Annotated in this window: 6 protein-coding genes; 1 reads left to right on the forward strand and 5 read right to left on the reverse strand. The window is 70.0% G+C overall.

Annotated features, from left to right (window positions below; all coding sequences use genetic code 11):
• Positions 1 to 124: 124 nt before the first annotated feature.
• From AC1DWT_RS25925 to AC1DWT_RS25935, 3 genes are all read right to left on the reverse strand, one after another.
• Positions 125 to 16,927, reverse strand: a complete 16,803-nt coding sequence (locus AC1DWT_RS25925) for an amino acid adenylation domain-containing protein (protein ID WP_477922794.1) — start codon at positions 16,925 to 16,927, stop codon at positions 125 to 127.
• Between the two features lie 307 nt (positions 16,928 to 17,234).
• Positions 17,235 to 18,434, reverse strand: a complete 1,200-nt coding sequence (locus AC1DWT_RS25930; protein WP_477922796.1) for a diguanylate cyclase domain-containing protein — start codon at positions 18,432 to 18,434, stop codon at positions 17,235 to 17,237.
• Positions 18,435 to 18,513: 79 nt separating this feature from the next.
• Complete coding sequence (locus AC1DWT_RS25935) at positions 18,514 to 19,317, reverse strand: alpha/beta fold hydrolase (RefSeq protein ID WP_015888572.1); 804 nt, start codon at positions 19,315 to 19,317, stop codon at positions 18,514 to 18,516.
• Between the two features lie 110 nt (positions 19,318 to 19,427).
• Here AC1DWT_RS25935 and AC1DWT_RS25940 point away from each other — a divergent pair, with 110 nt between their 5' ends.
• Entirely contained in the window at positions 19,428 to 20,363 is a 936-nt protein-coding gene (locus tag AC1DWT_RS25940) for a methionyl-tRNA formyltransferase (RefSeq protein ID WP_477922799.1), read from the forward strand.
• A gap of 58 nt (positions 20,364 to 20,421) precedes the next feature.
• Here the strand turns inward: AC1DWT_RS25940 and AC1DWT_RS25945 are convergent, their stop codons facing one another.
• On the reverse strand, positions 20,422 to 22,170 hold the full coding sequence (locus tag AC1DWT_RS25945) for an ABC transporter ATP-binding protein (RefSeq protein ID WP_477922801.1): 1,749 nt from the start codon (positions 22,168 to 22,170) through the stop codon (positions 20,422 to 20,424).
• Complete coding sequence (locus AC1DWT_RS25950; RefSeq protein ID WP_477922803.1) at positions 22,167 to 23,870, reverse strand: ABC transporter ATP-binding protein; 1,704 nt, start codon at positions 23,868 to 23,870, stop codon at positions 22,167 to 22,169. The genes AC1DWT_RS25945 and AC1DWT_RS25950 overlap by 4 nt, the downstream gene beginning before the upstream one ends.
• Between the last annotated feature and the right edge of the window lie 157 nt (positions 23,871 to 24,027).

Genomic DNA, 24,027 nt, shown 5'->3' on the forward strand with positions numbered 1-24,027 from the left:
CCAGCCGCCGTCTGTCTTCCGGCAAGATAGTGAAGCCTATCCTTATTTCGAGCACAGTACCAAGTACTTCCGGCCCCCGAGGCGGCGAAGTCCGCCCCAGAACTGCGATCTAGATCACTCTTGATCATCGGACGCCTTGCGCCCATGCGGTGACCAGCGCCGACAACTCCGACGCCCAGCCACGGACCTCCTCGGCATCCAGCACATCCGAGGAGAAAGAGAAATATGCGTGGACGGGTCCGCCGCCGATCGGCTCGTAGAAGCTCAGCGTCAGATCCGAATCCGGCACACCCACCGGCACCGGCATGAAGCCGCCCAGCGCGTCGAGGTGACCGAGCCTGGCCTGCTCGTGATGAACGATCATGACCTGCGGACGAAGCACCGGCGTGTCGCCGAGCGCCTCCACCACGTCGGCGAAGGCCACGTCCTGGTTGTCCAGCGCGTCGAGATTTCCAGCGCGGATACGCTGCAGCAACTCCACGGGATCGGGATCACCACTCGTATCCGTTCGCAGCAGAACGATATTGAAGAAGCAGCCGACGAGCGCGTCCAGCGTCTCCTCGGTGCGTCCCGCGACGAGCGACCCCAGCGGGATGTCCGTGCCGGCGCCGTGCCGGGTCAGCACGGTCGCGAGCGCCGCCTGCAACACCATGAACAGGCTGGTGCCCGTGTCGCTCGCGAACTTCGTGACCGCGCTGTGCAGTTCCGCGTCGATCTCGACGGGCACGATCTCCGCCGTCCGCGGTCCGCGAATGCCCGGGGCGRGAAGTTCGAGCCGGGACGGCATCCCGTCCAGCGTCTCGCGCCAGTACGCGAGCTGACGGGACCGGCGGCTGTCCGGGTCCCCGGGATCGCCGGCGAGTGCCTGCGACCACACCACGTAGTCGGCGTATCCGACGGGCAGCGGGTCCCATTCGGGTTCGCCGCCGTGTGAGCGGGCGGCGTATGCGCCCATCAGGTCACCGAGCAACGGCACCACGGACCATTCATCGACGGCGATGTAGTGCATCGCGAGGAGCAGCGCCTGGGTGCCGTCCGCACCGGTCACCAGATGCACCCGCAGCGGTGCGTGCTCGGTGAGGTCGAGGGGTGCCTGCGCCAACTCGAAGACCGTGCGGTGCACGTCCCCGTCGTCGACGTCGACGAGTTCGAGGGCGGGCCGCACCGCCTCCTGGGCGAACACGGTGTCCCCGACCTCGACGTACACGGTGCGCAGCGGTTCGTGCCGCGTCGTGACGTCGTCGAGAGCCTGCGCCAGGATCTCGGGGTCGACGGTGTCGCGAAGCTGCAGCGACAGTGCGTGACTGGCGCGGGCGTCGGCGCCCGCCGCCCGGAACTGCTTCCAGAACCTGCGTTGCGGCCCGGACAGCGGAAGCGTCTCGGGCCGGGGGTCCGACGCCGTCAGCACCGGCCTGCCGGTGGACGCGGCCGCCGCGACGATCGCGGAGAGTTCGGCCACCGTGGAACTGTCGAACACGTCCCGGATGCCGATGTCGACGGCGAACCGCCCACGGATCCGGCCCACCAGCCGCATCGACGCCATGGAGTTACCACCGAGGTCGAAGAAGTTGTCGTGGATGCCGACCGACGGCAGGTGCAGGATCTCGGCGAACGCTGCGGCGATCTCCTTCTGCTCCGGCGTCTGCGGAGTGCCGTCCCCGGTCAGGGCCGACCAGTCCGGCAGCGGCAGCGCCTTGCGGTCGAGTTTCCCGTTGGGGGTCAACGGAAGTTCGCCGTCCAGCACGACCACGAGAGTCGGCACCATGTAGTCGGGCAAGCGCGCGGCGGCGTGTTCCCGCACTGCTTGCGGATCGATCTGCCCGGCCCCGTGCCCGTCGGCCGGGGTGACGTAGCCGACGAGGCGGACGATGTCGCCGGACCGATCGGCGACGACCGCCGACTGCTTCACGGCCGGATGGCTTCCGAGGGCCGCGATGATCTCGCCGAGTTCGATGCGGAACCCACGGATCTTCACCTGGTCGTCGACGCGTCCGAGGAAGTCGATGTTGCCGTCGGCCCGCCAGCGCGCCCGGTCACCGGTCCGGTACATGCGGGTGCCCGCGTCGCCGAAGGGGCTGGGCACGAACCGGACCGACGTGAGGTCGGGCCTGCCGAGATATCCGCGCGCCAGTCCGCGGCCGGCGATGTACAACTCGCCCGCCACCCCCGGCGGCACCGGCTGCAGGCGGTCGTCGAGGACGTACGCCTGTTCGTTGGGGTCCGGGATGCCGATCGGCACAGCGGAGTTCCACCCGGGCTCCGCCTGCCACAACGTGTTGTTGACGGTGGCCTCGGTGAGACCGTAGGCGGCCAGCAGGTTGAGCCGCTCCGCCCACCGTCCGATCAGTTCCGGCGGCACGGTCTCCGTGCCCACCAGCACGGTACATCCCTCGGGGACGTCGCATCCGGACGGCAGCGCCGCCAGCAGGGACGGCGGAATGATCGCGTGCGTCACGGAATGCGCGGCCATGAAATCGGTGAGTTCCGGTCCGGCGAAGCGGGACTCGTCGGGCACGATCACCACACGGGAGCCCGTGCAGAGCGCCATCGACAACTCGAAGACCGCCACGTCGAATCCGATCGACGCGAACTGCATCACCACCGAGCCCGGGACGAGTTTCATCCGCTGTTCGGCGGTGGCGACGAGGCTGGAGATCCCGTCGTGAGTGAGGATCGCGCCCTTGGGTTTACCGGTGGAGCCCGACGTGTAGATGACGTACGCGGCATGGTTCAGGCCCCGCGGGGGCTGCGGCACCGGTCCGTCGAACCCGGCCTCGAGCTCCGTGACGACGGACTCGTCGTCGAGCAGAACGCGAACGAGGCCGTCGGCCTCCGCGATGCGCGGGCTCTCCCCCACCGTGGTCGCCAGCACCCGCGCCGCGGAGTCGGCGAGCATGTAGGAGATGCGGTCGGACGGGTGGTTCAGGTCGAGCGGCAGGTACGCCGCCCCGAGCTTCAGCACCCCGAGCACGACCGCCACCATCTGCGAAGACCTCGGGACCGCGAGACCCACAACGTCTTCGGCCGAGACGCCGCGGCGATGCAGCAGCGCGGCGATCCGGTCGGCGCGGGCACTCAGCTCCGCATACGTCACCTCGCCCGCGGCGTCGACGACGGCCACAGCGTCGGGGGTCGCGGCGACGTGGCGCGCGAACGCCTCGTAGAACGTCTCCTCCGCCACCGGCTGTGCGGTGTCGTTGAACCCGTGCACCACCAGTTCACGTTCGTCGCCGAGGAACACGTCGAGGTCGCCGATGGCGCGCCCCGAGTCGGACGCGACGGCGCCGAGCACCTCGACCTGCCTGCGCGCGATCTTCTCCGCGGTGGCCTTGTCGAACAGGTCCGAACCGTATTCGAGGCGCAGTTCGACCCGGTCGTCGTCGAGGTACTCGGTGAAGTTGAACACCAGGTCGAACTTGGCCGTGCGTTCCTCGAACACCACCGGGGTGAGGGCCGATCCGGCGGCCTGCGCCGAATCGGACGTCCGGCTGTGGTAGCCGACCATCACCTGGAACAGCGGGTTCCGGGCCAGCGTCCGCGCCGGATTCACCTTCTCCACAACGGTTTCGAACGGAACGTCCGAGTGCGAGAAGGCCGCCAGGTCGGTGTCGCGGACCCGGGCCAGCAGCTGGTCGAACGTGGGGTTGCCCGACACGTCCGTCCGCAGCACCACGGTGTTGACGAAGAACCCGATCAGGTCGTCGAGGCCCTGTTCGCTGCGGCCGGCGACCGGTGCCCCGATCGGCAGATCGTCGCCCGCGCCGAGACGGTGCAGCAACGCCGCCGACGCCGCGTGCAGCACCATGAACATGCTGGTCCCCGACGTCCGCGCGAGCGAACGGAGCGCCCGCGTCGTCGCGGCGTCGAGCGTCGCCTCGATGGCGCCGCCCGCGAAGCTGGGCCGCGCCGGCCGGGTGCGGTCGGCGGGGAGCACCAACTCCTCCGGCGCCCCGTCGAGGGTCTTCGCCCAGTAGTCGAGTTGACGGCTGACGAGGCTGGACTTCTCCTGCGGGTCACCCAGGACGTCGCGCTGCCACAGCGTGTAATCGGCGTACTGGACGTCGAGCGGCTCCCAGCCCGGTGCCGAACCCTGCGCGCGAGCGGCGTACGCCGTCATCAGGTCCCGCAGGAACGGCCGGTCCGACCACTCGTCGGTTGCGATGTGGTGCAGCACGATCGCCAGCACCTGCTCGTCGCCGACCCGGATGAGGCTCGCGCGCACCGGGATCTCGGTGGCCAGGTCGAACGGCCGGCCGACGGTCTCGGTGACGAGCCGGACCAGATCGGCCCCGGTGCCGTCCACGACCGCGACGTCGGGGCGGACGTCGTCCAGGATCACCTGCACGGGTTCCCCGTCGTGCTCCCCGAACACGGTGCGCAGCGACTCGTGCCGCGACACCACGTCGGTCAGCGCCTGCTCGAACACCTCCGGGTCGAGTGCGTCCCGCAGTCGCAGGACGATCGGGAAGTTGTAGGCGACGGCGGGGCCCGCCCCATCCTGAACCGACGCCCCTTCCATCTGCTGCAGGAGCCAGAGGCGTTGCTGCGCAGCGGAGAGCGGCAGATGCTCGGGCCGTGGCCTGGCCGCCAGCACCGGACGCGTCGACGCGGTGTCGTCGCCGATCCGGGTGGCGAGTTCGGCCACCGTCGGCGCCTCGAACAGGTCGCGCATGGTGAGGTCGGTGTCGAGCGCGGCCCGTGCCCGGCTGATCAGCCTGGTGGCGAGCAGCGAGTGACCGCCGAGGTCGAAGAAGTCGTCGTCGACCCCGGGGGCGGGAACGCCGAGGATCTCGCCGAACAATTCGGACAGCACCCGTTCGGTGTCGGTGCGGGGTTCGGTGCGCGCACCGCCGCTCCGGCCGAGCACGTCGTCCGCGGACGGCAGCGCCTTGACGTCGAGTTTGCCGTTGACCGTCATCGGCAGCCTGTCGACCTCGATGACCGCGGCGGGCACCATGTAGTCCGGCAACGTTGCGCGCAGCGCCTGTGAGTACTTGTTAACGTCCGGCGGTTGATAAGTACTCACGGGTACGGCGTAGCCGACGAGCCGCTTGAACCCGCCCGGCCCCGAGTCGACGACGACCGCCGCCTGGCGCACGCCGTCCAGCGCTTCGAGCGCCGAGGCGATTTCGCCGAGTTCCACCCGGTGACCGCGGATCTTCACCTGATCGTCCGTGCGGCCCAGGAAGTCGAGGTTCCCGTCGTCACGCCGGCGCACGAGGTCACCCGTCCGATACATACGTACGGATTGACGGAACGGGTCGGCGACGAAACGCTCCGCCGTCAACGCGAACCGGTCGAGGTAGCCGCGGGCCAACCCCACCCCGGAGATGTACAGCTCACCGGGAACGCCGTCCGGAACCGGACGCAACCAGGCGTCCAGCACATAGGCGGACGTGTTCCAGATCGGTGTGCCGACGGTGGGCGTCGCGCTGTCGGCGGTGCCGGCACCGAGCGTGTTGATGGTGTACTCGGTGGGACCGTACAGGTTGTACCCGCACGTTCCGTCCGTGTCGCGCAACCGGTTCCACACCGAATCCGGCACCGCCTCGCCGCCGAGGAGTACGAGCGGCGGCCGGTGCCGCCCCGGACCGTCGTCGAGCAGACCCTCCTCGATCAGGTGCTGCGCGTACGTCGGTGTCACGTTGACGACGTCGATTTCGTGGGTGTCGCAGTAGGCGACGAGCGCCTCCGCGTCACGCCGCAGGTTCTCGTCGCAGATGTGGACCTCGTGTCCTTCGACCAGCCACAGCAGTTCCTCCCACGACATGTCGAACGCGAACGACACGGTGTGCGCGATCCGCAGTCGCCGACCGCCCGCCGCGGCGACGACCGGTTCGAAGATCGCCTCGCGATGGTTGAACTGCATGTTGGTCAGTCCGCGGTACGGGGTGACGACGCCCTTCGGCTTGCCCGTGGACCCGGACGTGTAGATGACGTACGCCGGATGGTCCAGGCGCCCCGGGGTTCCGGGCGCGAAACCGCCGAGTTCGGCCTCCGACAGCGGTGCGGACGCGACCGCGCCGAAGTCGAGGGTGTCGACGGCCAGCGTGTCGACGGTGGCCGCGGCGAGCGTCCCGGCGACGTCCGACGTGGTGACCATGACCGTCGGCCGGGCGTCGTCGAGCATCGCGACGAGGCGCTCGGCCGGATGGTCCAGTTCGAGCGGCAGGTACGCGGATCCGGTGCGCAGGACGGCGAACAGCGCCACCACCATCTCCACCGTCCGCGGCAGTGCGAGCGCGACGATCCGTTCCGGTCCCGCGCCGCGGCCCAGCAGCAGCCGGGCCATCCGGTTCACGTCGGCGTCGAGTTCGGCGTAGCTCACGGCGCGGTCCCCGAACACGAGGGCCGTCTCGTCGGGACGGACGAGCGCCGCGTCGGCGAACAGGTCGGCGATGGTCGCGTCGGGCAGGGCTTTCGGCTGGATCGGCACGGGTGTTGCGGCACCGGCGATTCCGCCGACCATGCCCGACAGGTCCGTGGACCACTCCTCGAGCACGGTCACGTACCGCGACAGCATGCGTTCGACCCGCGACTCCGAGATCTTCTCCGGGTGGAACTCGAACTTCACCTTCACGCTCACGCCGGGTGTCACGACGACCGTGACCGGGTAGTGCGTGTGGTCGATGCTGTCGCCACCGCTGATGTCGTGCGCCGCGTTGAGCGCCGACACCTGCTTCTCGTCCACGAAGTTCTGCAGCACGTAGAGCACGTCGAACAGTTGCCGGTGCTCGGAGACCCGCTGGATGGAGGCGAGCCCGAGGTAGTCGTACGGGGTCAGCGCCAACCGCTCGGACTGGATTCGCCGCAGCAGGTCGGCGACGGTCTCGTCGGCGCGCAGTGTCGTCCGGACGGGGACGGTGTTGAGGAACATGCCCGTCACCGCGTCGATGCCCGGGACCTCCGGTGGCCGTCCGGCCACGGTGGTGCCGAACACGAGGTCGCGGCGTCCCGTCTCGATGCCGAGTACGACCGCCAGCGCGGCGTTCAGCACCGCGTTGAACGTGACACCGGCGCCGCGGGCACCGGCCCGGAGCCGTTCGCTCAGGTCCTCGGACAGCACCGCGTCCCGGCGCTGCGGTGGCTCCGGCTCCCCGGTGATCGTCGCGGCGAGCAGTGTCGGCTCGTCGAGCCCGGCGAGGGCGTCGGTCCACGCCGACTGTGCGGCGTCCGCGTCCCGGGTGGCCAGCCACTGCAGGTAGTCCTCGAAGGACCCTTCCGGGGCGGCGAACCCGGTGTCGTCGCCGCCCGATTCGTACAGGGCGAGCAGCTGGCTGACGACGAGACCGTTGGACCATCCGTCCCACAGCAGGAACTGCCGGTTGATCACCAGTCGGTCGTGGGAATCACCGAGTCGCAACACCATTGCCCGCCACAGCGGCGGGGCGGTCAGGTCGAACGGTGTCAGCCGGTCCTGCGCCGTCAATTGTGCGGCGTAGGAGTCGCGTTCGGTCTCGTCGAGTTCGCGCAGGTCGAACTCGGCGACGGGCACGTCCAGTCCGGTGCCGAAGAACTGCACCGGCGCGGGCAGGCCCGCGCTGACGAATCCCGCTCGCAGCGTGGGGTTGCGGCGCTGCAGGGTCCGCAGCGCGGCGGCGAGCCGATCGGTGTCGAGGCGGTGCTCGAAGTCGAGGGAGAACTGTGCCGTGTAGATGTCGGTGCCGGAGTCGAACCCGGCCTGGAAGTACAGGCCCTCCTGCAGTGGCGACAGCGGCAGCACCGTGTCGACCCCGCTCGGGCTCGTCTGGACGATCCGGTCGATCTCGTCCTGCGTCAGCGTCACGAGCGGCAGGTCGGACGGCGTGAGCATCGCCGGTCCGTCGTGTGCTGCGGCGGCGTCGGCGAGTTCACCAAGGGCGGCCACCCAGCCGTCGCTCAACGCGACGGTGTCGACCTCGCTCAGGTCGGCGTCCGACCAGGCGAACACGGCCTGCAGTTCGGTGCCCTCTGCGGATTCCTCGCACAGCGCGTTGATCACCAGCCGGTACGGACCGCCGAGGTCGGCGTCGGGATCGGTTGCCAGGGAGTAGGATTCGACCGCGGGAGTCCAGGGCCCGGGCGCGACGTGCGGCATGCGGCCCAGGTAGTTGAACAGCACCTGCGATTCGGACCGTGCCGCGAGGAGACCGGCGGTGCGCGCGTTGACGTACCGCAGCATGCCGTAGCCGATGCCGCCGTCGGGCGCGCCGCGCAACTGTTCCTTGACGTCCTTGAGCGTGTCGAGTGCGCCCGCCCGGCTGCGCAACCGGACGGGGGTGACGTTGGTGAGCCAGCCGACCGTGCGGGAGAGATCAACGCCTTCGGCGAGTTCTTCGCGCCCGTGCCGCTCGAGGTCGACCAGCAGGTCGTTCTCGCGTCCGCGCTCGGCGAGCCAGCGGTCGGCCGACAGTCGCAGCGCCGCGAGCAGCACGTCGGTGACGTCCGCGCCGACGACGGCGGGCACGGTGGTCAGCAGGGCCGTCGTCAGTTGCCGGTCCAGGCGGACCGTCCGCCGGGCGCCGCTGCTCACGACGGCATGCCCGTCGGTGCCGGGCACCAGGTCGGCGCCGGGTTCGGTGACCCGCAGCCAGTGGTCGAGTTCGGCCAGGCGGGCCGGTTCCTGCGCCTGCTCGGTAACGATGCGGGCGAATCCGCGCAGCGACGTGGGCACCGGGTCGAGTGCCGCGTTCTCGCCGCTGTCGGCGGCCACCCACGCCATGGCGAGGTCCTCGATCAGGGTCCGCCACGACACCCCGTCGATCACCAGGTGGTGCGCGACGAGCAGCAGCCTGCCCAGTTCCTGCGGGCCGGCGTCGAACCACACCGCCGACAGCATGGTGCCGTCGTCGGGGTTCAACCGGTCGGTGGCGGCGTCGGATTCGCCTGCCACCGTCTCGCGCAGCGCGTCGGCGTCGAGTCCGGTGACGTCGACGCGGCGCAATGTCACCTCGGCGGTGGCGGCGATCTCGAGCGACCACACGCCCGGTGCGTGCCGGGTGAGCGTCTGCCGCAGGCCGTCGTGGTGAGCGATCACCGAATTCAGGGCCGACGTGAGGACGGCACTGGTGGTGCCGGCCGGTGTGTGCAGCAGAACGGCCTGGTTGAAGCGGTTCTTGCTGCCGCTCCACTCGGACAGCCGGTGGACGACGGGCAGCGGCAGCAGGACGCCGATGCCAGACTCCTCCACCCGCGGCGTCTGCGGGACGGCCGTGGCCGCGACCAGTCGCGCGAGCGCGGCCGGCGTCCGTTCTTCGAAAATCTGCCGTGGGGTGACGGTGATCCCCTCCCGGCGAGCGAGATTCACCAGGCGGATGGCGAGGATGCTGTCTCCGCCGAGAGCGAAGAAGTCGTCGTCCACGCCGACGGTCCCGAGACCGAGAACCTCGGCGTAGTGGGCGGCCAGCACCGTTGCCGGTCCGCTCGCCACGATCGGTGCGGAGGTCGCCTGCCCCGAAGTCATGTGCACGGAGAAGTCCGGCGCGGGAAGGGCTTTGCGGTTCAGCTTGCCACTGGGGCCGAGCGGGAATTCCGCCACGTTCACGAACGCGACGGGCACCATGAACTCCGGCAGCGCCGAGGCCAGGCGCGCACGGACGTCGGCGAGATCGGCGTCCCCGACGACGTACCCGACCAGCTGTTGCCGACCGGGCCGGTCCGAGCGCACGACGGCGGCGGCCTGCCGCACGCCGGGGCAGGCGGTCATCTGGGCTTCGATCTCGCCCAGTTCGATCCGGAAGCCGCGAAGCTTCACCTGATCGTCGATCCGGCCGAGGTACTCGACGGCACCGTCCGCGTCGACCCGTGCGACGTCACCGGTCCGGTACATGCGGGTCCCGGCGCGGGAGAACGGGTCGGCGACAAAGCGCTCCGCGCTCAACCCGGGCCTGCCCAGGTAGCCGCGGGCCAGCTGCGGCCCGGACAGATAGAGCTCACCGGCGGCGCCCGCGGGCACGGGCTGCAGGTACCGGTCGAGCACGTAGAGTCCGGTGTTGGACGTCGGCAGACCGATCGGCACGGACGGCGCGGCCGCGTCGATTCCTTGAACGGACGCGGCATAGCTGACGTCGACCGACGCCTCGGTGGGACCGTAGAGGTTGTCGAGTTCCACCCCGGGCAGGAGTTCGGCGACGCGCCGCGCGGACGCCACGGGCAGCGCCTCACCGCTGCAGGAGATGATCCGCAGACCGGTGCACCGGGCGGCGGCCGGCTCGGCCAGGAACACCTCGAGCATCGAGGGGACGAAATGCACGCGCGTGATCGACTGCCGCACGATGACGTCGGCGAGGTACGCCGGGTCCTTGTGACCGTCCGGCCGGGCGAGCACGAGCGTCGCCCCGGCGAGGAGCGGTCCGAAGAATTCCAGCACCGACACGTCGAAGCTGGACGGCGTCTTCTGGAACACATTGTCCGAAGGAGTGATCGGCCGGAACCGCTGAACCCACAGCAGACGGTTGACGATGCCGGCGTGCGGCACGACGACCCCCTTGGGCCTGCCGGTCGATCCCGACGTGTAGATCACGTAGGCGGGATGCTGCGGCACGAGCGCAACACCGGTCAGTGGCTCGGACGAGAAACTGTCGGCGTCCGACACCCGGACCTGCGGAACGCCGGAACCGGCGAACGTCACGGTGCCGTCGGTGAGCACGCACACCGGCTGCGCGTCGGCCAGCATGTACGCCAGCCGGTCCGCGGGGTACCCGGTGTCGAGCGGGACGTACGCGCCGCCCGCCTTCCCGACCGCGAGCAGCGCCACCATCAGATCCAGCGAACGCGGCAGTGCCACCGCGACCTTCGACTCGGGCGCCACCCCACGCTCGACGAGCAGCCGGGCGAGGCGGTTGGCGCGCGCGTGCAGTTCCGCGTACGTGAGGTGGTCGTCCTCGAACACGACGGCCACCGCGTCCGGTGTGCGCTCGGCCTGCTCCTCGAGCAGGGCCGTCACCGTCGTGTCGGGGAACTCCACCTCGACGTCGCACAGTGCGGCCTCGATCGGCTCACGCGGCGCCAGCGGGATGGCGGACACGGTCTGATCGACGTCCCGGGTCAGCTCGGCGAGATAGGCGATCGTCGACTCCGCGAACCGGGTGGCGGTCGCCGCATCGACGCGGGCGTCGTCGTACTTCAGCTCGAGCGTCAGCGCGTCACCGGGCACCACGATCAGCGTCATCGCGTACGGCGGATGCTCGTCGAAACGGATGCCGGTCAACTGCACCGCACCGGAGGGATCCGCGACCGCGCCGTCGCCGAGCGGATAGTTCTCGAACACGACCAGCGTCTCGAACAGGTTCTGCAGTCCCGCTTCCCGGCGCAGCTCGGCCAGTCCGAGGTACTGGTGGTCGAGCAGCGTCGACTGCTCGTGCTGCCACCGGGCGAGGGTCCCGGCCACCGTGTCGGTGGCCCGGTACCGCAGCCTTGTGGGAACGGTGTTGATGAACAGGCCGACCATGGTCTCGATGCCGGGCAGGTCGCCGCCGCGGCCCGACACCGTCGAACCGAACAGCACGTCCTCGCGGCCGGTGAGGCGGCCGAGGACCAGGCCCCACGTGCCGTGCACCAGCGTGCTGAGCGTCAGTCCGCGGGCCCGGCCCACCGCGGTGAGGGCGGCGGTGTCTTCCGACGGCAGCGCCACCCGGACACTGCGGATCCCGGACTCCCCCTTCGTCGTGGACGTCGGGAGTTCCACCGGCTCGGGAGCGTCTGCGAGCGCCTCCCGCCACACCGCGAGCGACGCCTGGCGGTCCCGCGTCCCCAGCCATTCGAGGTAGTTCCGGTAGGGCGTCGGCATCGGCAGCGCCTGCGGCGTCCCCTCGACGCTGTACAGCGCCATCAGCTCCCGCAACATCACCGGCACCGACCACCCGTCGGCGACGATGTGGTGAATCGACTGCAGCAGAAGGAACTTGGCAGTATTACCCCCCGTCGCTCCGCTCGCCCGTTCCACCCGGGCGAGCGTGTACCGCAGCAGGGGTCCGCGGGCGAAGTCGAAGCCCCGCGCGCGATCTGCCGCCAGTACCTCTTCCACGCGCGACTCCGGATCCGCGACGCCGGTGAGATCGAGTACCTCCATCGGCACCCGGACGTCGTCGCCGACCACCTGGACCACCCGGCCGTCCGACACCGCCCGCACACCGACGCGCAGGGCCGCGTGCCGGTCGACGACGGTCTGCAGTCCGCGGTGCAGCGCCGCGGCGTCGACGGGCCCGGTCAGTTCGATCACCTGCTGCACCACGTAGGGGTCCGCACCGGTGTCCTCGAACGCCGACTGGAAGTAGATGCCCTCCTGCAATGGTGTCAGCGGCAGCACGTCGGCCGCGCCCGCCAGCGCGTCCACGTCCGGCTGGGCCAGCGAGACGAGCGGGAAGTCCGAAGGCGTGTGACCGCCGAGGCGGTCGATCCCGGCGAGCACCCGCAGCACCGCGGTCCACTCGTCGGCGAGGGCCCGGACGGCGTCGCGGGTGAGCACACCGGGAGCCCACGTCAGCGTCGTACGCAGCACCGGACCGTCGGCGCCGTCCTCGGCGATCACGTCGAACGCGAGGGCATGTCCGAGCGGCGTCCGTGGGTCTTCGGCGCCGCCCATCGCCCGCGGCAGCCAATCGGCGCCGTCGGCGTACGTCACCCGTCCGAGGTAGTTGAACAGCACCTGGGGCGTCGGCGCCTGCCCGAGTTCCGGTTTCGGCACGCCGAGGTAGCGCAGGGCGCCGTAGCCGAACCCGGCACCCGGGATGCGGCGCAACTGGTCCTTCACCGCCTTCAGTGCGTCGGCGATGCCCGCCTCGTCCGCGGCCGCACCGGGGTCGAGCACCACCGGGTAGACGGTGGTGAACCAGCCGACGGTCCGGGAGAGGTCGAGGGCGGGTCCGTCGGTGCGGCGCACGAGGTCTTCCTCGCGTCCGTGCCCTTCGACGTCGAGGAGCAGGGGGTCGGGTTCGCCGTCCCGCCACCTCTGCAGCGCCACCGCGACACCGGTGAGGAGCGCGTCGTTGACGTGGCCGTGGAACGCTGCGGGCACGGTGGAGAGCAGCGGCCCGGTGAACTCCGGAGGCAATGTCACCGTGAGGGTTTCGGCGTCACCGGCGAGGTCGAGGGCCGGATCGAGCGCACGCGATCCGAGGAGCGGGTCTGCGGTGGCCGCGACGTCCGCCCAGAACGGCAGTTCGTGGTCGAACGCGCCCGACTTCGCGTGCTCGTCCAGCAATTCGGACCAGCGGCGCAGCGACGTCCCGACCGGAGGCAGTTCGGGGACGCCCCCGGCCGCCGCGGCGGTGCCCGCGCGGGCGAGGTCTTCGAGGATGATGCGCCAGGACACCCCGTCGACCACGAGGTGGTGCCCGATCAGCAGCAACCGGCCGGACCCCTCGGCGGCGGAGAAGAGGACGGCCTGCAGCATCGTGCCCGCGTCCGGGTCGAGCCGTGCGACGGCCGCGCGGGTCTCGCTGTCGAGTTGCTCGGCGCTGCCGTCGAATTCGACGACCCGGAGGATTCCGTCGACCGCCGACGGGGACGGTTCGGGCACGGAGAGTGTCCAGCGGTTACCCCCGCGGCGGAGGCCGCTTCCGCTACCACGGACCAGCGTCGCGCGCAGGGCGTCGTGCCGCTCGAGCACCGCCGCCAGGGCCGCCCTCGCGGCAGGTTCGTCGAGGGCCGCCGGAGTCTGCACCAGCACCGACTGGTGGAACGCGGCGATCTCGCCGCCCCTCTCGGCGGTGCGCGCGACGATCGGGGTGCTGCGGACGTCACCGACGGCGACGTCGTCGGAGTCCACGGCGGCCGCGGTCCGGCCGTCCTGGACCCGGGCGAGCGCCTCGGCGGTGCGGAGCTGGAAGATCTCCCGTGGGCTGATCGAAAGCCCTTCCCGCCGAGCATGGTTGACCAGCTGGATCGCGACGATGCTGTCGCCGCCCAACGCGAAGAAGTCGTCGGTGACGCCCACCGATTCCACCCCGAGGACACCGGCCATCAGCGCACACAGGGTTTTCTCGGCGGCGGTGCGGGGCGCGACGTTCTCGCCTGCCGCGCCGAGGTCCGGCTCGGGCAGCGCCCGCCGGTCCAGTTTTCCGTTGGGGGTGAGCGGGAACCGATCGAGGACGACGAACGCCGACGGCACCATATACTCCGGCAGCTTCGACGACGCCCAGACCCGCAGTTCCGCGACGTCCGGCACCGAATCCTGCTTCGCCACGACGTAGGCCGCGAGATACCGTGCACCCGACGGTGTTTGCCGCACGACGACGGCGCTGTGCCGGACGGCGGGATGCGACACGATGCCCGCCTCGACGTCCTCGAGTTCGAGCCGCATGCCCCGGATCTTCACCTGGTTGTCGGCGCGGCCGAGGAAGTCGAGGGTGCCGTCCGGCGCCCACCGGGCGAGGTCGCCGGTCCGATACAGCCGGGATCCGTCGTTCGCGAACGGGTTGGCGACGAACCGGGACGCCGTCAGCTCCGGTGCGTCCACATAGCCGCGCCCGAGGAGGAATCCGCCTGCGTACAGTTCACCGCCGGTGCCGAGCGGCACCGGGTTCAGGTGCTCGTCCAGCACGTACAGCTGGGTGTTGGGATTCGGGCGCCCGATCGACGTCGCGATCCGCGCGGCGTCCTCCCGGTAGATCACGTGCGATACCCCGATCGTCGCCTCCGCCGGACCGTAGCCGTGGTACATCGTGATGGCCAGTTGCGCTCGGAACCTCTCGAACAGCCGGGGTGTGAGAACCTCACCGCCGCACCACACGTGCTTCAGCGCCGACATCCGGTCCGCGCCCCGGGACAGGTCGAGCAGCACGTCCAGCATCGACGACACGAGGTAGACGAACGTCACCGACTCGCGCGCGATCAGGTCAAGGAGATACTGCGGGTCCCGTTCCCCGCCAGGCTCGGCCACCACCAGCCTGGCACCCGCCACCAGCGGCAGCAGGATCTCGTTCACGGAGATGTCGAAAGACAGCGGCGCCTTGAACAGCGACGCGTCCGAAGGTCCGAATCCCAGGATCTCGTCGCGCTGCCACAGCAGTCTCGCGCAGACGGCCTCGTGCCGGATCATGGCCCCCTTTGGCCTGCCCGTCGAACCCGACGTGAAGATGACGTACGCCAGCCGCGCACCCTGCACGGTCACGGCGGGCGGTTCGGTCGGCTGCCCGGCGTGCGCCCACGCCGCGAGGTCGACGGGCACGGCCCGCTCCCCCGCGTCGGTGACCCCGCCGGGGCCGGTGAGAACGAGGGCGGCCCCAGCGTCGGCGAGCACCGACGTCCGGCGGTCCTCCGGCCACGACGGGTCCAGGGGCACGAACGCCCCACCCGAGCACATGACGGCGAGCAGTCCGATCACCATTTCCGCGGAGCGCGGAAGGCCTATCGCCACAACGGTTTCCGACCCGGCACCGCGGTCCAGGAGGTGGTGGGACAGCTGCGCCACCCGCTCCCCGAGCTCCCGGTAGGTGAACCGGACGTCGCCGGCGATCAGGGCCTCGGCATCCGGCGTCCGCGCCACCTGGGCGTGGAACAGTTCGGGGACCGTCACCGATTCCTGCGGGGACGCCGTGTCGTTGAACTCCACCAGCAACTGCCGGCGCTCGRCCACGGTCATCGGATCGAGCGACGCGATGGGCTGCGCCGGGTCGGCGACGATCTGCCCGACGAAGTGCTCGAGCCGACGGCGGTGCTCCTCGAGTTCGGCCCCGAGACCGGCCGGGGCCCGGAGGTCGATCTGGATGGGCTCCGAATCCTGCCCACCGCGGATCGAGAAGTCGAGGTCGCGGACCGGTCCGGTCGCCGAACCGCGCACCCACGCCGGGAATCCGCCGAACGTCAGCGAATGCTCGAACATCATGGAATTGATTCCGGGACCGAAGATCTGGCGGTCCGGGTCGATCGACCGCAGTTCGCGGGCGAGGTCCTCACCGCGGTAACGCCCGTGCCGCAGCACCGAGATCAGCGTCGTGTCGATGCGGGTGGCGAGCTCACCCACCGTCATCTCGGGATCCACCTGCACCCGGAGCGGCAGGATCGTCGAGCACATCCCCGGGATGCGGCGCAGTTCGCGCCCGACCCGCGCCGTCATCGGCAGCGACAACGTGAGGTCGCGGCGGCCGGTGAGCCGGTGGATGTATGCCACGACCGCGGCGAGCGGCAGCCGGGTGCGCCGGATCCCGGCATCGGAGGCGAAGGCGTAGAGCGCGTCGGCGTCGTCCCCGTCGATCTCGACGAGGGCGGAGATCGGCGTCCCGGAGTGGTCGACGACCTGCGGGAGCAGGCGGGGCGGTTCCGGCGCGTCGACGACCTGCCGGATCCAGAAGTCGCGGTCGGATTCGAAACGCTCCGAGGCGCGGTAGTCGCGATCGGACGCCACGAGGGAGTCGAGCGGCCACGGCGCCGTGGACGTCTCGAGTTCCGGATGGTCGTATCGATGGACGACGTCCGCCACGAGCAGGGTGATGCCGTACCCGTCGATGAGGCTGTGGTGGTAGCGCTGGTACCAGATGACCGACTCGTCTCCGGTGCGCAGCAGGGCGTGCCGGAACAGCGGTTCGTCGCCCTCGATGTCGACGACCGTCTCCATGTCGCGGTCCATCCACGCGCGCGCACTCGCTTCGGGATCCTCTTCGCGGCGCAGGTCGACGACGCTCAGGGTCCACTCGCCGGGCGCTGTCGGCACCTGGAGCAATTCGTTGCCTTCACCGCGCTCGAAGCGCACGTGCAGGGCGTCGGCCCGTGCGACGGTCTTCCGGATCGCCGCGACCGTCCGGTCCAGATCGATCGGGCCCGCGACCTCCACGACGAGCGAGAGGTTGTAGACCGGGCTGCCCGGGTTCAGCTGCTGCCCGACCCACACCTCGGACTGCGCGGCCGTCACCGGCAACGCGACAGGCGTCGAACTGGCGCCGATCGAGGAAGAAGCGCTCTCGGCCGAAAGGTGCTGAAGGCGAGCAGCCGCCGAGTGGTCCGGAGACATGGGTGATCCGATCGTCCGTCGAGAGCGCCCGTCCAACGACGGGCACCCGAGGAAGTTTAGGTTAGGCTACCCACCAGCAACAAGCCGGTTGCCAGCAAGTTCACAGGCGATGGTTATCACGGCGGCAATTTCGGTTCAATCTCCCCGGCCGCGTGTCCCCCGCACTGCCAACAGAATTCCCCGCGCCAAAGCGGTCACTACGTCGGGTTTTGCCCCATAAACATACCGTGCGTTCGTTCACTCGGGAGGCCCGGGCGATGCCGGTTTCCGGGGGCAGCCGTCCAGCAACCGCAGCCGCCCGGCAAACCTATTCGTGCCAGACCGCGGTGTTCCCGCCCCGGCGCTTGGCGGCGTAGAGGGCGATATCGGCGTGATGGAGCAACTCGTCGACCGTGCGAGCCGACGTACTGCGCGCCATCCCCACACTGATCGTCACGACGAGCAGTTCGTCGCCGACGTCGATCGGCGTCGTGATCGAGGCGAGCATCCGGTCGACCACGTCGTCGGCGTCCAGTTCGTCGATGTCCGGAAGGATCGCGACGAACTCGTCGCCGCCGAGTCTGCCCACCGCGGACGGCGTCCGCATCGCGTGCCGCAGATGCTCGGACACCGCCTGCAGGATGGAATCGCCGACGCGATGGCCCCGGGTGTCGTTGACTTCCTTGAACCCGTCCACGTCGAGGAACAACGCGACCGCCGGACCCACGCCGGGCTCGAACAAGCGCTGCAGATGCTCCGTGATGGCGGCGCGATTGAGCAGCCCGGTGAGACTGTCGTGCGTGGCCTCGTGCAGAAGCAGCGCATGCGCCTCCTCCGCCTGCTTCTGGGCGGTGACTTCCGCGGTGACATCCCGGAAATGCACGACCAGCGCGCCGGCGTCGGCCGCGGCGGTCACCTCGATCGTCGCCCCGGGCCGATACAACGAATCCACCCGGGTCTGCTGCTCAGTCCCGGTGGCGAGGACCTTGCGGCACAGTGCGTCGAAGTAGCTGCCCTGCGTTTCGGGGAGAACCTCGGTGACGACGCGGCCGAGCAACTCCTCCCGCGACCGTCGTACGTGCCGCAGGCAGACGGAGTTGACGTAGATGATCCGAAGGTCCTCGTCGAGCGCCAAGAACCCCAGGCCCACCCGGTCGAGCAGAGACGCGAGCTGGGCGTCCCGGCCGGCGACGTGTCCGAGTTCGATGACGACCCCCGTCAACTCGACGGGATCCCCGGACGCATCGGTGGTGACGTCGATGCTGCGGGTGAGGATGTACCGGGTCGACCGATCCGTCAGCACGATACGGAACACGCATTCCGCGCCGACCGAGCCGGCCGTGTCTTCGAACATCCGGCGCACCGTGCCGATGTCCTCGGAATGGACGCGCTCCCGCCACAATTCGAGCGGCGGCAGGGAACCGTCGTCCCCGAAGATGGCGGCGGCCTTCTCGTCCCACCACAAGGTGCCGTTCACGACGTCGTACCGGACGATGCCCACCCCGAGGCGCGGAATGCCCAACGCCATCAGGTCCTCGCCGTCACCGTGATCGCCCCCCAGCCACTCGAAGATCCACCCTACTCACAACGGTGGCGGCAGCCACCGGTCAGTTGGCGAGGAACTCGAGCAGTACCTTGTTCACCACTTCGGGCTGTTCGAGGTAGCCGTAGTGCCCCACGTCGGGGATCTCGTAGTACCGGGCCGACGGGATCGCCTCGGCCACCTCACGCGAGAGGTACGGCGGAATCATCCTGTCGTCGGCGAAACCGACGGACAGGCACGGCGCGGTGATCGCCCGGTAGGCCTGCCTGCGGTCGAAGCTGCGGTCCATCTCCATCTGCGCGCGCACACCGTCCGACGTCCGGCCGCCGCTGAACTCGAACAGGTCGAGCCAGTCGCGGGCCGTGTGCGGGTCGACGAGCGACGCGGGCGACAGGTTCATCACGGCGGTCACCGCGGCCCGGTACTTGGCGGGGAGTTCGACCCCGCTGTCGTGGAGGGCGCGCTCGCCCTCGGTGAGGGTCTGCTGGAAGTAGTCCATGCGGGCGTGGCCGGCGAGGAAGGCCGCCTTGAGCACGAGATCAGGGCGGGACAGTGCCAGTTCCTGCGCGACACGGGCGCCCATCGAGGTGCCGACGACACGGGCCGGTCCGCCACCGAGGTGCTCGATCAGTCCCGCGGTGTCCGCGACGAGGTCGTCCATGGTGATCCCGTCGACGCTCTCACCGGACGGCGCGATGCCCCGGTTGTCGAACGTGCAGACGCGGTAGCCGGCGTCGACGAGCGCGGGGGTCTGATGCAGATCCCATACCCGCCCCGGGCTTCCGGTTCCCATGATGAGCACCACTAAATCGCCGGATCCCTTGACCTGGTAATTCAGGGGGATCCCATTGATCGTGGCGATCGTCATCTTGCCTTCCTTCCCTGGGCGGCCTCACCGAACTAGATTGGATAGCCTAAGCTGGCTTCGCCGCCGCTCAAAAGCGGCGCTGACCGACAAGCTCGTCCAGGAGGACCGCGTTGAGAGTCGCCACACTCGGATATCAAACCTGGGGTCACCGTACCCTGCAGGCCCTGCTCCAGTCCGACCATGAGGTCGTCCTCGCGATCACCCACCCCAGGAGCGATCACGTCTACGAACAGATGTGGGCGGACTCCGTCGCCGACCTGGCTACCGAGCACGGGGTGCCCGTGCACATCGCCACCAAGCCGGACGAAAACTTCAAGGCCGCGCTGAAGCAGGCCGACCCGGACATCGTCGTCGCCAACAACTGGCGCACGTGGCTGCCGCGGGACGTCTTCGACTCTCCCCGCTACGGCACCCTCAACATTCACGATTCGCTCCTGCCCAAGTACACAGGATTCTCCCCGCTGATCTGGGCGCTCATCAACGGCGAGGAAGAAGTCGGCCTCACCGCGCACCTGATGGACGAGGAACTCGACGCCGGCGACATCGTTTTGCAGAGGTCGACGCGGGTCGGGCCGACGGACACCGTCACCGATCTGTTCCACCGCACCGTCGACATGATCGGCCCGATCACGCTCGACGCGCTCGCACTGATCGAGTCCGGTCGCACGGACTGGACGCCGCAGGACCGCTCGCAGGCCACGTTCTTCCACAAGCGTGCCCCCGAGGACAGCCTCATCGACTGGACGTGGCCCGCCGACGCCATCGAACGCCTCGTCCGCGCGCAGTCCGACCCGTACCCGAACGCCTTCACCCATTTCAAGGGTCAGCGTGTCCGGGTTCTGAAGGCCGCCGTATCCGAGGGAAATTACGGTGGAACGCCCGGGCGTGTCTTCATCCACGAAGGCGACGGAATGGTCATCGTCGCCGGACCCGACGCCCGCACCGGACAGAACAAGGGCCTGAAGATCCAGCACGTCCGCCTCGACGACGGCACCGAACTCGCCGGGACCGACTTCTTCCCCCACGGCGGCGGCTACCTCAGCTGACGCCCGTGCGCCTTTCTGGTAGTGGGTGCTACCAGAAAGGCGCACGGGGCGGAACGCCCTACCGCCCCTCCCACGCCGACCACAGCTCGGCGTAGCGTCCGCCGGCCTCGACGAGCCGGGTGTGCGGACCTTCCTCGACGATCCGGCCGTGTTCCAGGACGACGACCCGGTCTGCGGCGGCCGCCTGGGTCAGCCGGTGGGCGACCATCAGCGTCGTGCGACCGCGGGTCGCGGCCTCGGCCGACGCCTCGAGTTCCCRGGCACCCGCGCTGCCGGCTTCGGCCGTCGCCTCGTCCAGGATGGCGACCGCCGGGTTCGCGAGGACGAGTCGGGCCAGGGCCAACTGCTGCGCCTGGGCGGCGGTCAACTCGTGGCCGCCCTCCCCGACCACGGTCTGAACCCCGTCGTCCAGTGCGCTCACCCAGCCGTCGGCGCCGACGACTTTCAGAGCCATCGCCGCGTCCTCCTCGGAGGCGTCGGGTGCCGCGAGCCGCAGGTCGTCGATCAGCGGTCCGGCGAACACGTGGACTTCCTGGCTGACGATCGCGACCCGGCGACGGAGGCCACCCGGCTCGAGGTCCGCCAGCGCGGTTCCGCCGATCCGCACCGAACCGGCCGTCGGGACGATCGACCCGGCCGCGATCGCCGCGACCGTCGTCTTGCCCGCCCCGGTCGAGCCGACGAGGGCGACACGTTCACCCGACTTCACGTGCAGGCTGATGCCGTGCACCACTTCGTGGCTGCCGTCGTAGGTGTGGCGGACGTCGTCGAGTTCGAGCGTCGCGTCCGTGTTCTCCCCGGCGGCGGCGGTCCCGGCGGAGGATTCGTCGTCGAGGTCGACGACGCCGACGAGCCGCGCCAGGCTCGCACCGGCAGACTGCACCTCGTCGAACGTGTACATCAGCATGCCGATCGGATTGAACAACCGGTGGAAGAGCAGCGCCGCGGTCGTGGTCTGGCCGACTGTCACGATGTCCGCGTTCACCAGGGCGAATCCRGCGGCGAGGATGGTGGCCAGCCCCACGAACTCGGCCCGGTTGCCGCGTCCCGCGAACCGGGTGAACAGTGCGAAGACGCCGACGGACAGGTCGCGGGCCTTCTCCGACGCGCCGTTGATCTGACCCAGGTGGCTGTCTTCCAGGCCGTAGGCGCGCACCGTCCGGGCACCCTGCATGCTGCTGATCAGGGCCTGCGAACGCTCCCCCATCGCGACGCGTTCGGCGGCGTACACCGGCGCCGACCGCGGCAGGTACCAGCGCATCGCCAGCGCGTACATCGGCAGCGCCACCATGCCCGCGAGCCCGAGCCGCCAGTCGATGCCGAGCATCGTGACCATGCTCAGCACCACCAGCAGGACCGCCGTGACGAGATTGGGGACCACGTCGGTGACAGCCTTGCCGATCACCGCGACGTCGTCGCCGACGCGCGACAGCAGGTCGCCCTTGCCGACCCGTTCGATCGTCTGGATCGGCAGCCGGAGCGCCCGGTCGACGGTCCGCTCGCGCAGGTCCGCCAGGATTCCCTCGCCGAGACTGCGGATCAGATACGACGCGAACCCGGCGCACAGTCCGCCGATCACCGCGGCGGACGCGATCACCGCGACCACCCAGCCGATGGTGGACGGCGGCGCACCCTCCTGGACGCGGTCGACGAGGACGCCGAAGACGTAGACGGGGACCAGCGCCATGCCGGCCGCGACAGCCGCCACCAGCAGCGTGAAGACGCTCCGGCCGCGGCGCTGTCCCAGCTCGGACCTCAGCCACGCCCACGTGTCGCGCGCGTTCGCGATGGGAAGCAGTTCACTCATCGCAGGACCGCCTGACTGTAGTTCGCGTTCTCGGTGGCCAGTTGCGAGTGGGTGCCCTCACCGGCCACCGTTCCGTCGTCGAGCACGACGACGCGGTCGGTGACGGACAGCAGCGCGGGGCTGCTCGTGATGAGGATCGTGGTCTGGCGATCCGGGGAGCCGCGATGCCGGAGGTCCGCGATTCCGCCCGCGATCGCGTGTTCGGTGACGGCGTCCACCGCCGTCGTCGGATCGTGCAGCACCATCACCGGCGACTGCGCCACGAGTGCGCGTGCCAGGGCGACGCGCTGTCGTTGACCACCGGACAGCGAGGACCCGCGGTCGGCGACCTCGTGGTCGAGCCCCTCGGGGTGCGCTTCGACGACGTCGACCGCCGCGGACGCGGACAGCGCCGCGTGTACCTCGGACGCCGTCGCGCCGGGCCTGCCCGCGGTCACGTTCGATGCGACGGTTCCGGAGAACAGGTCGCCGTTGTGCGGTTCGACGAGCAGCGTCCGGCGGGCGTGCGAAAGATCCGCGTCCGACAGCCGGACCCCGCCCACCGTCAGTTCGCCGTCGTAACGGTCGGGCGGAACCTGCCCGGACAGCAGCGCGGCCAGCGCCTCCGCGTCCTGGGGGCGGTACGCGACGACGCCGAGCAGTTCGCCGGGGGTGACCCGGAGGTCCAGTCCGCTCAGGGACCGGTAGGACACGCCGGTGAGGCTGAGTTCGCTGCCGTCGAGTGTCCGGCCCGACCCGGCGGGCAGCAGGGGTTCCGCGTCCAGTACGAGTGCGAGGCGGTCCGCCGACGCGCGGGCGAGGGCGAGGAACCCGGGCAGGCCGGCGAGAACGCCGAGCGGTTCGATGAAGAACTGGGACAGTCCGACGACGGTGATCAGTTCGCCGATAGTGATGCGGCCCTCGAGCGCGAACCAGCCCGCGAAACCCGCGACCCCGACGGCGAGGAGTGCGCTGACGGTCATCGACACCCCGGCGAACACGGCGGAACTCTTCGCCGTGTGCAGGGTGGCGCCGAGTGCGTCGCGGCTGGCCGCCCGGTACCGGCGCGACGCCGACACCTCGGCGCCGATCCCGCGCAGGGGGCGGAGCCCGCTCACGAGGTCGGTGGCCATCGCGGACGCCCGCGCGACCGCCGCCTGCTGGTCGGTGGCGCGGCGGGTGATCAGCGGTGCAGCGAGTTGGAGAAGTCCGAGGATGACGGGGGTGCCGATCAGGACGGCGAGGCCGAGGGGCACGTCGATCAGCAGCAGGGCGATCGCGGATCCGATCGCCGCGGTGAGGGCCGCGGCGGCGCGCGGGGTGATGTCCGCGATCCAGGCCGCGCGGTCGGCGTCCGACGTCGACACGGACAGCAGCTCACCGGCGCGCAGCTCGGTGCGCACCCCCCGCGGGTCGAGGATGCGGTGCGCGACCTCCATCCGCAGCTGGTGGGCCTCGTTCTGCATCGCCACGACGATGAAACGCGCACCGTAGCGCCAGGCCGCGGTGAGCACCAGGAACAGCAGTGCGAGGGCGCACAGCCACACCGCGAGCGCGAACACGTCGCCGGTCGCGACGGCCCGGTCGACGATCACACCGATCGAGATCGGGACCAGCGTCTCGGCTACCTGATGCAGGCAGACGAGTACGGTGCCGATGCCCAGCCGTCCCCGATTCCGCACCAGGGTGCGACGCAGAATTGCGGTGCCACCAGTCTTCACGCGCGTAACTCCCAACGCCGACGCTTCCCCACCCACCACAAAGTAAGCGGACCCTAACTAGATGAACCCTAATCGATGGGCAACTAGCGTTGACATGCCCGGTTCTCATAGAGTCGCCGATACGAACTACTGCGCGTGACGCAGCAGCAAGCCCGAG

The organism is Rhodococcus sp. P4_B6 (assembly GCF_056402215.1).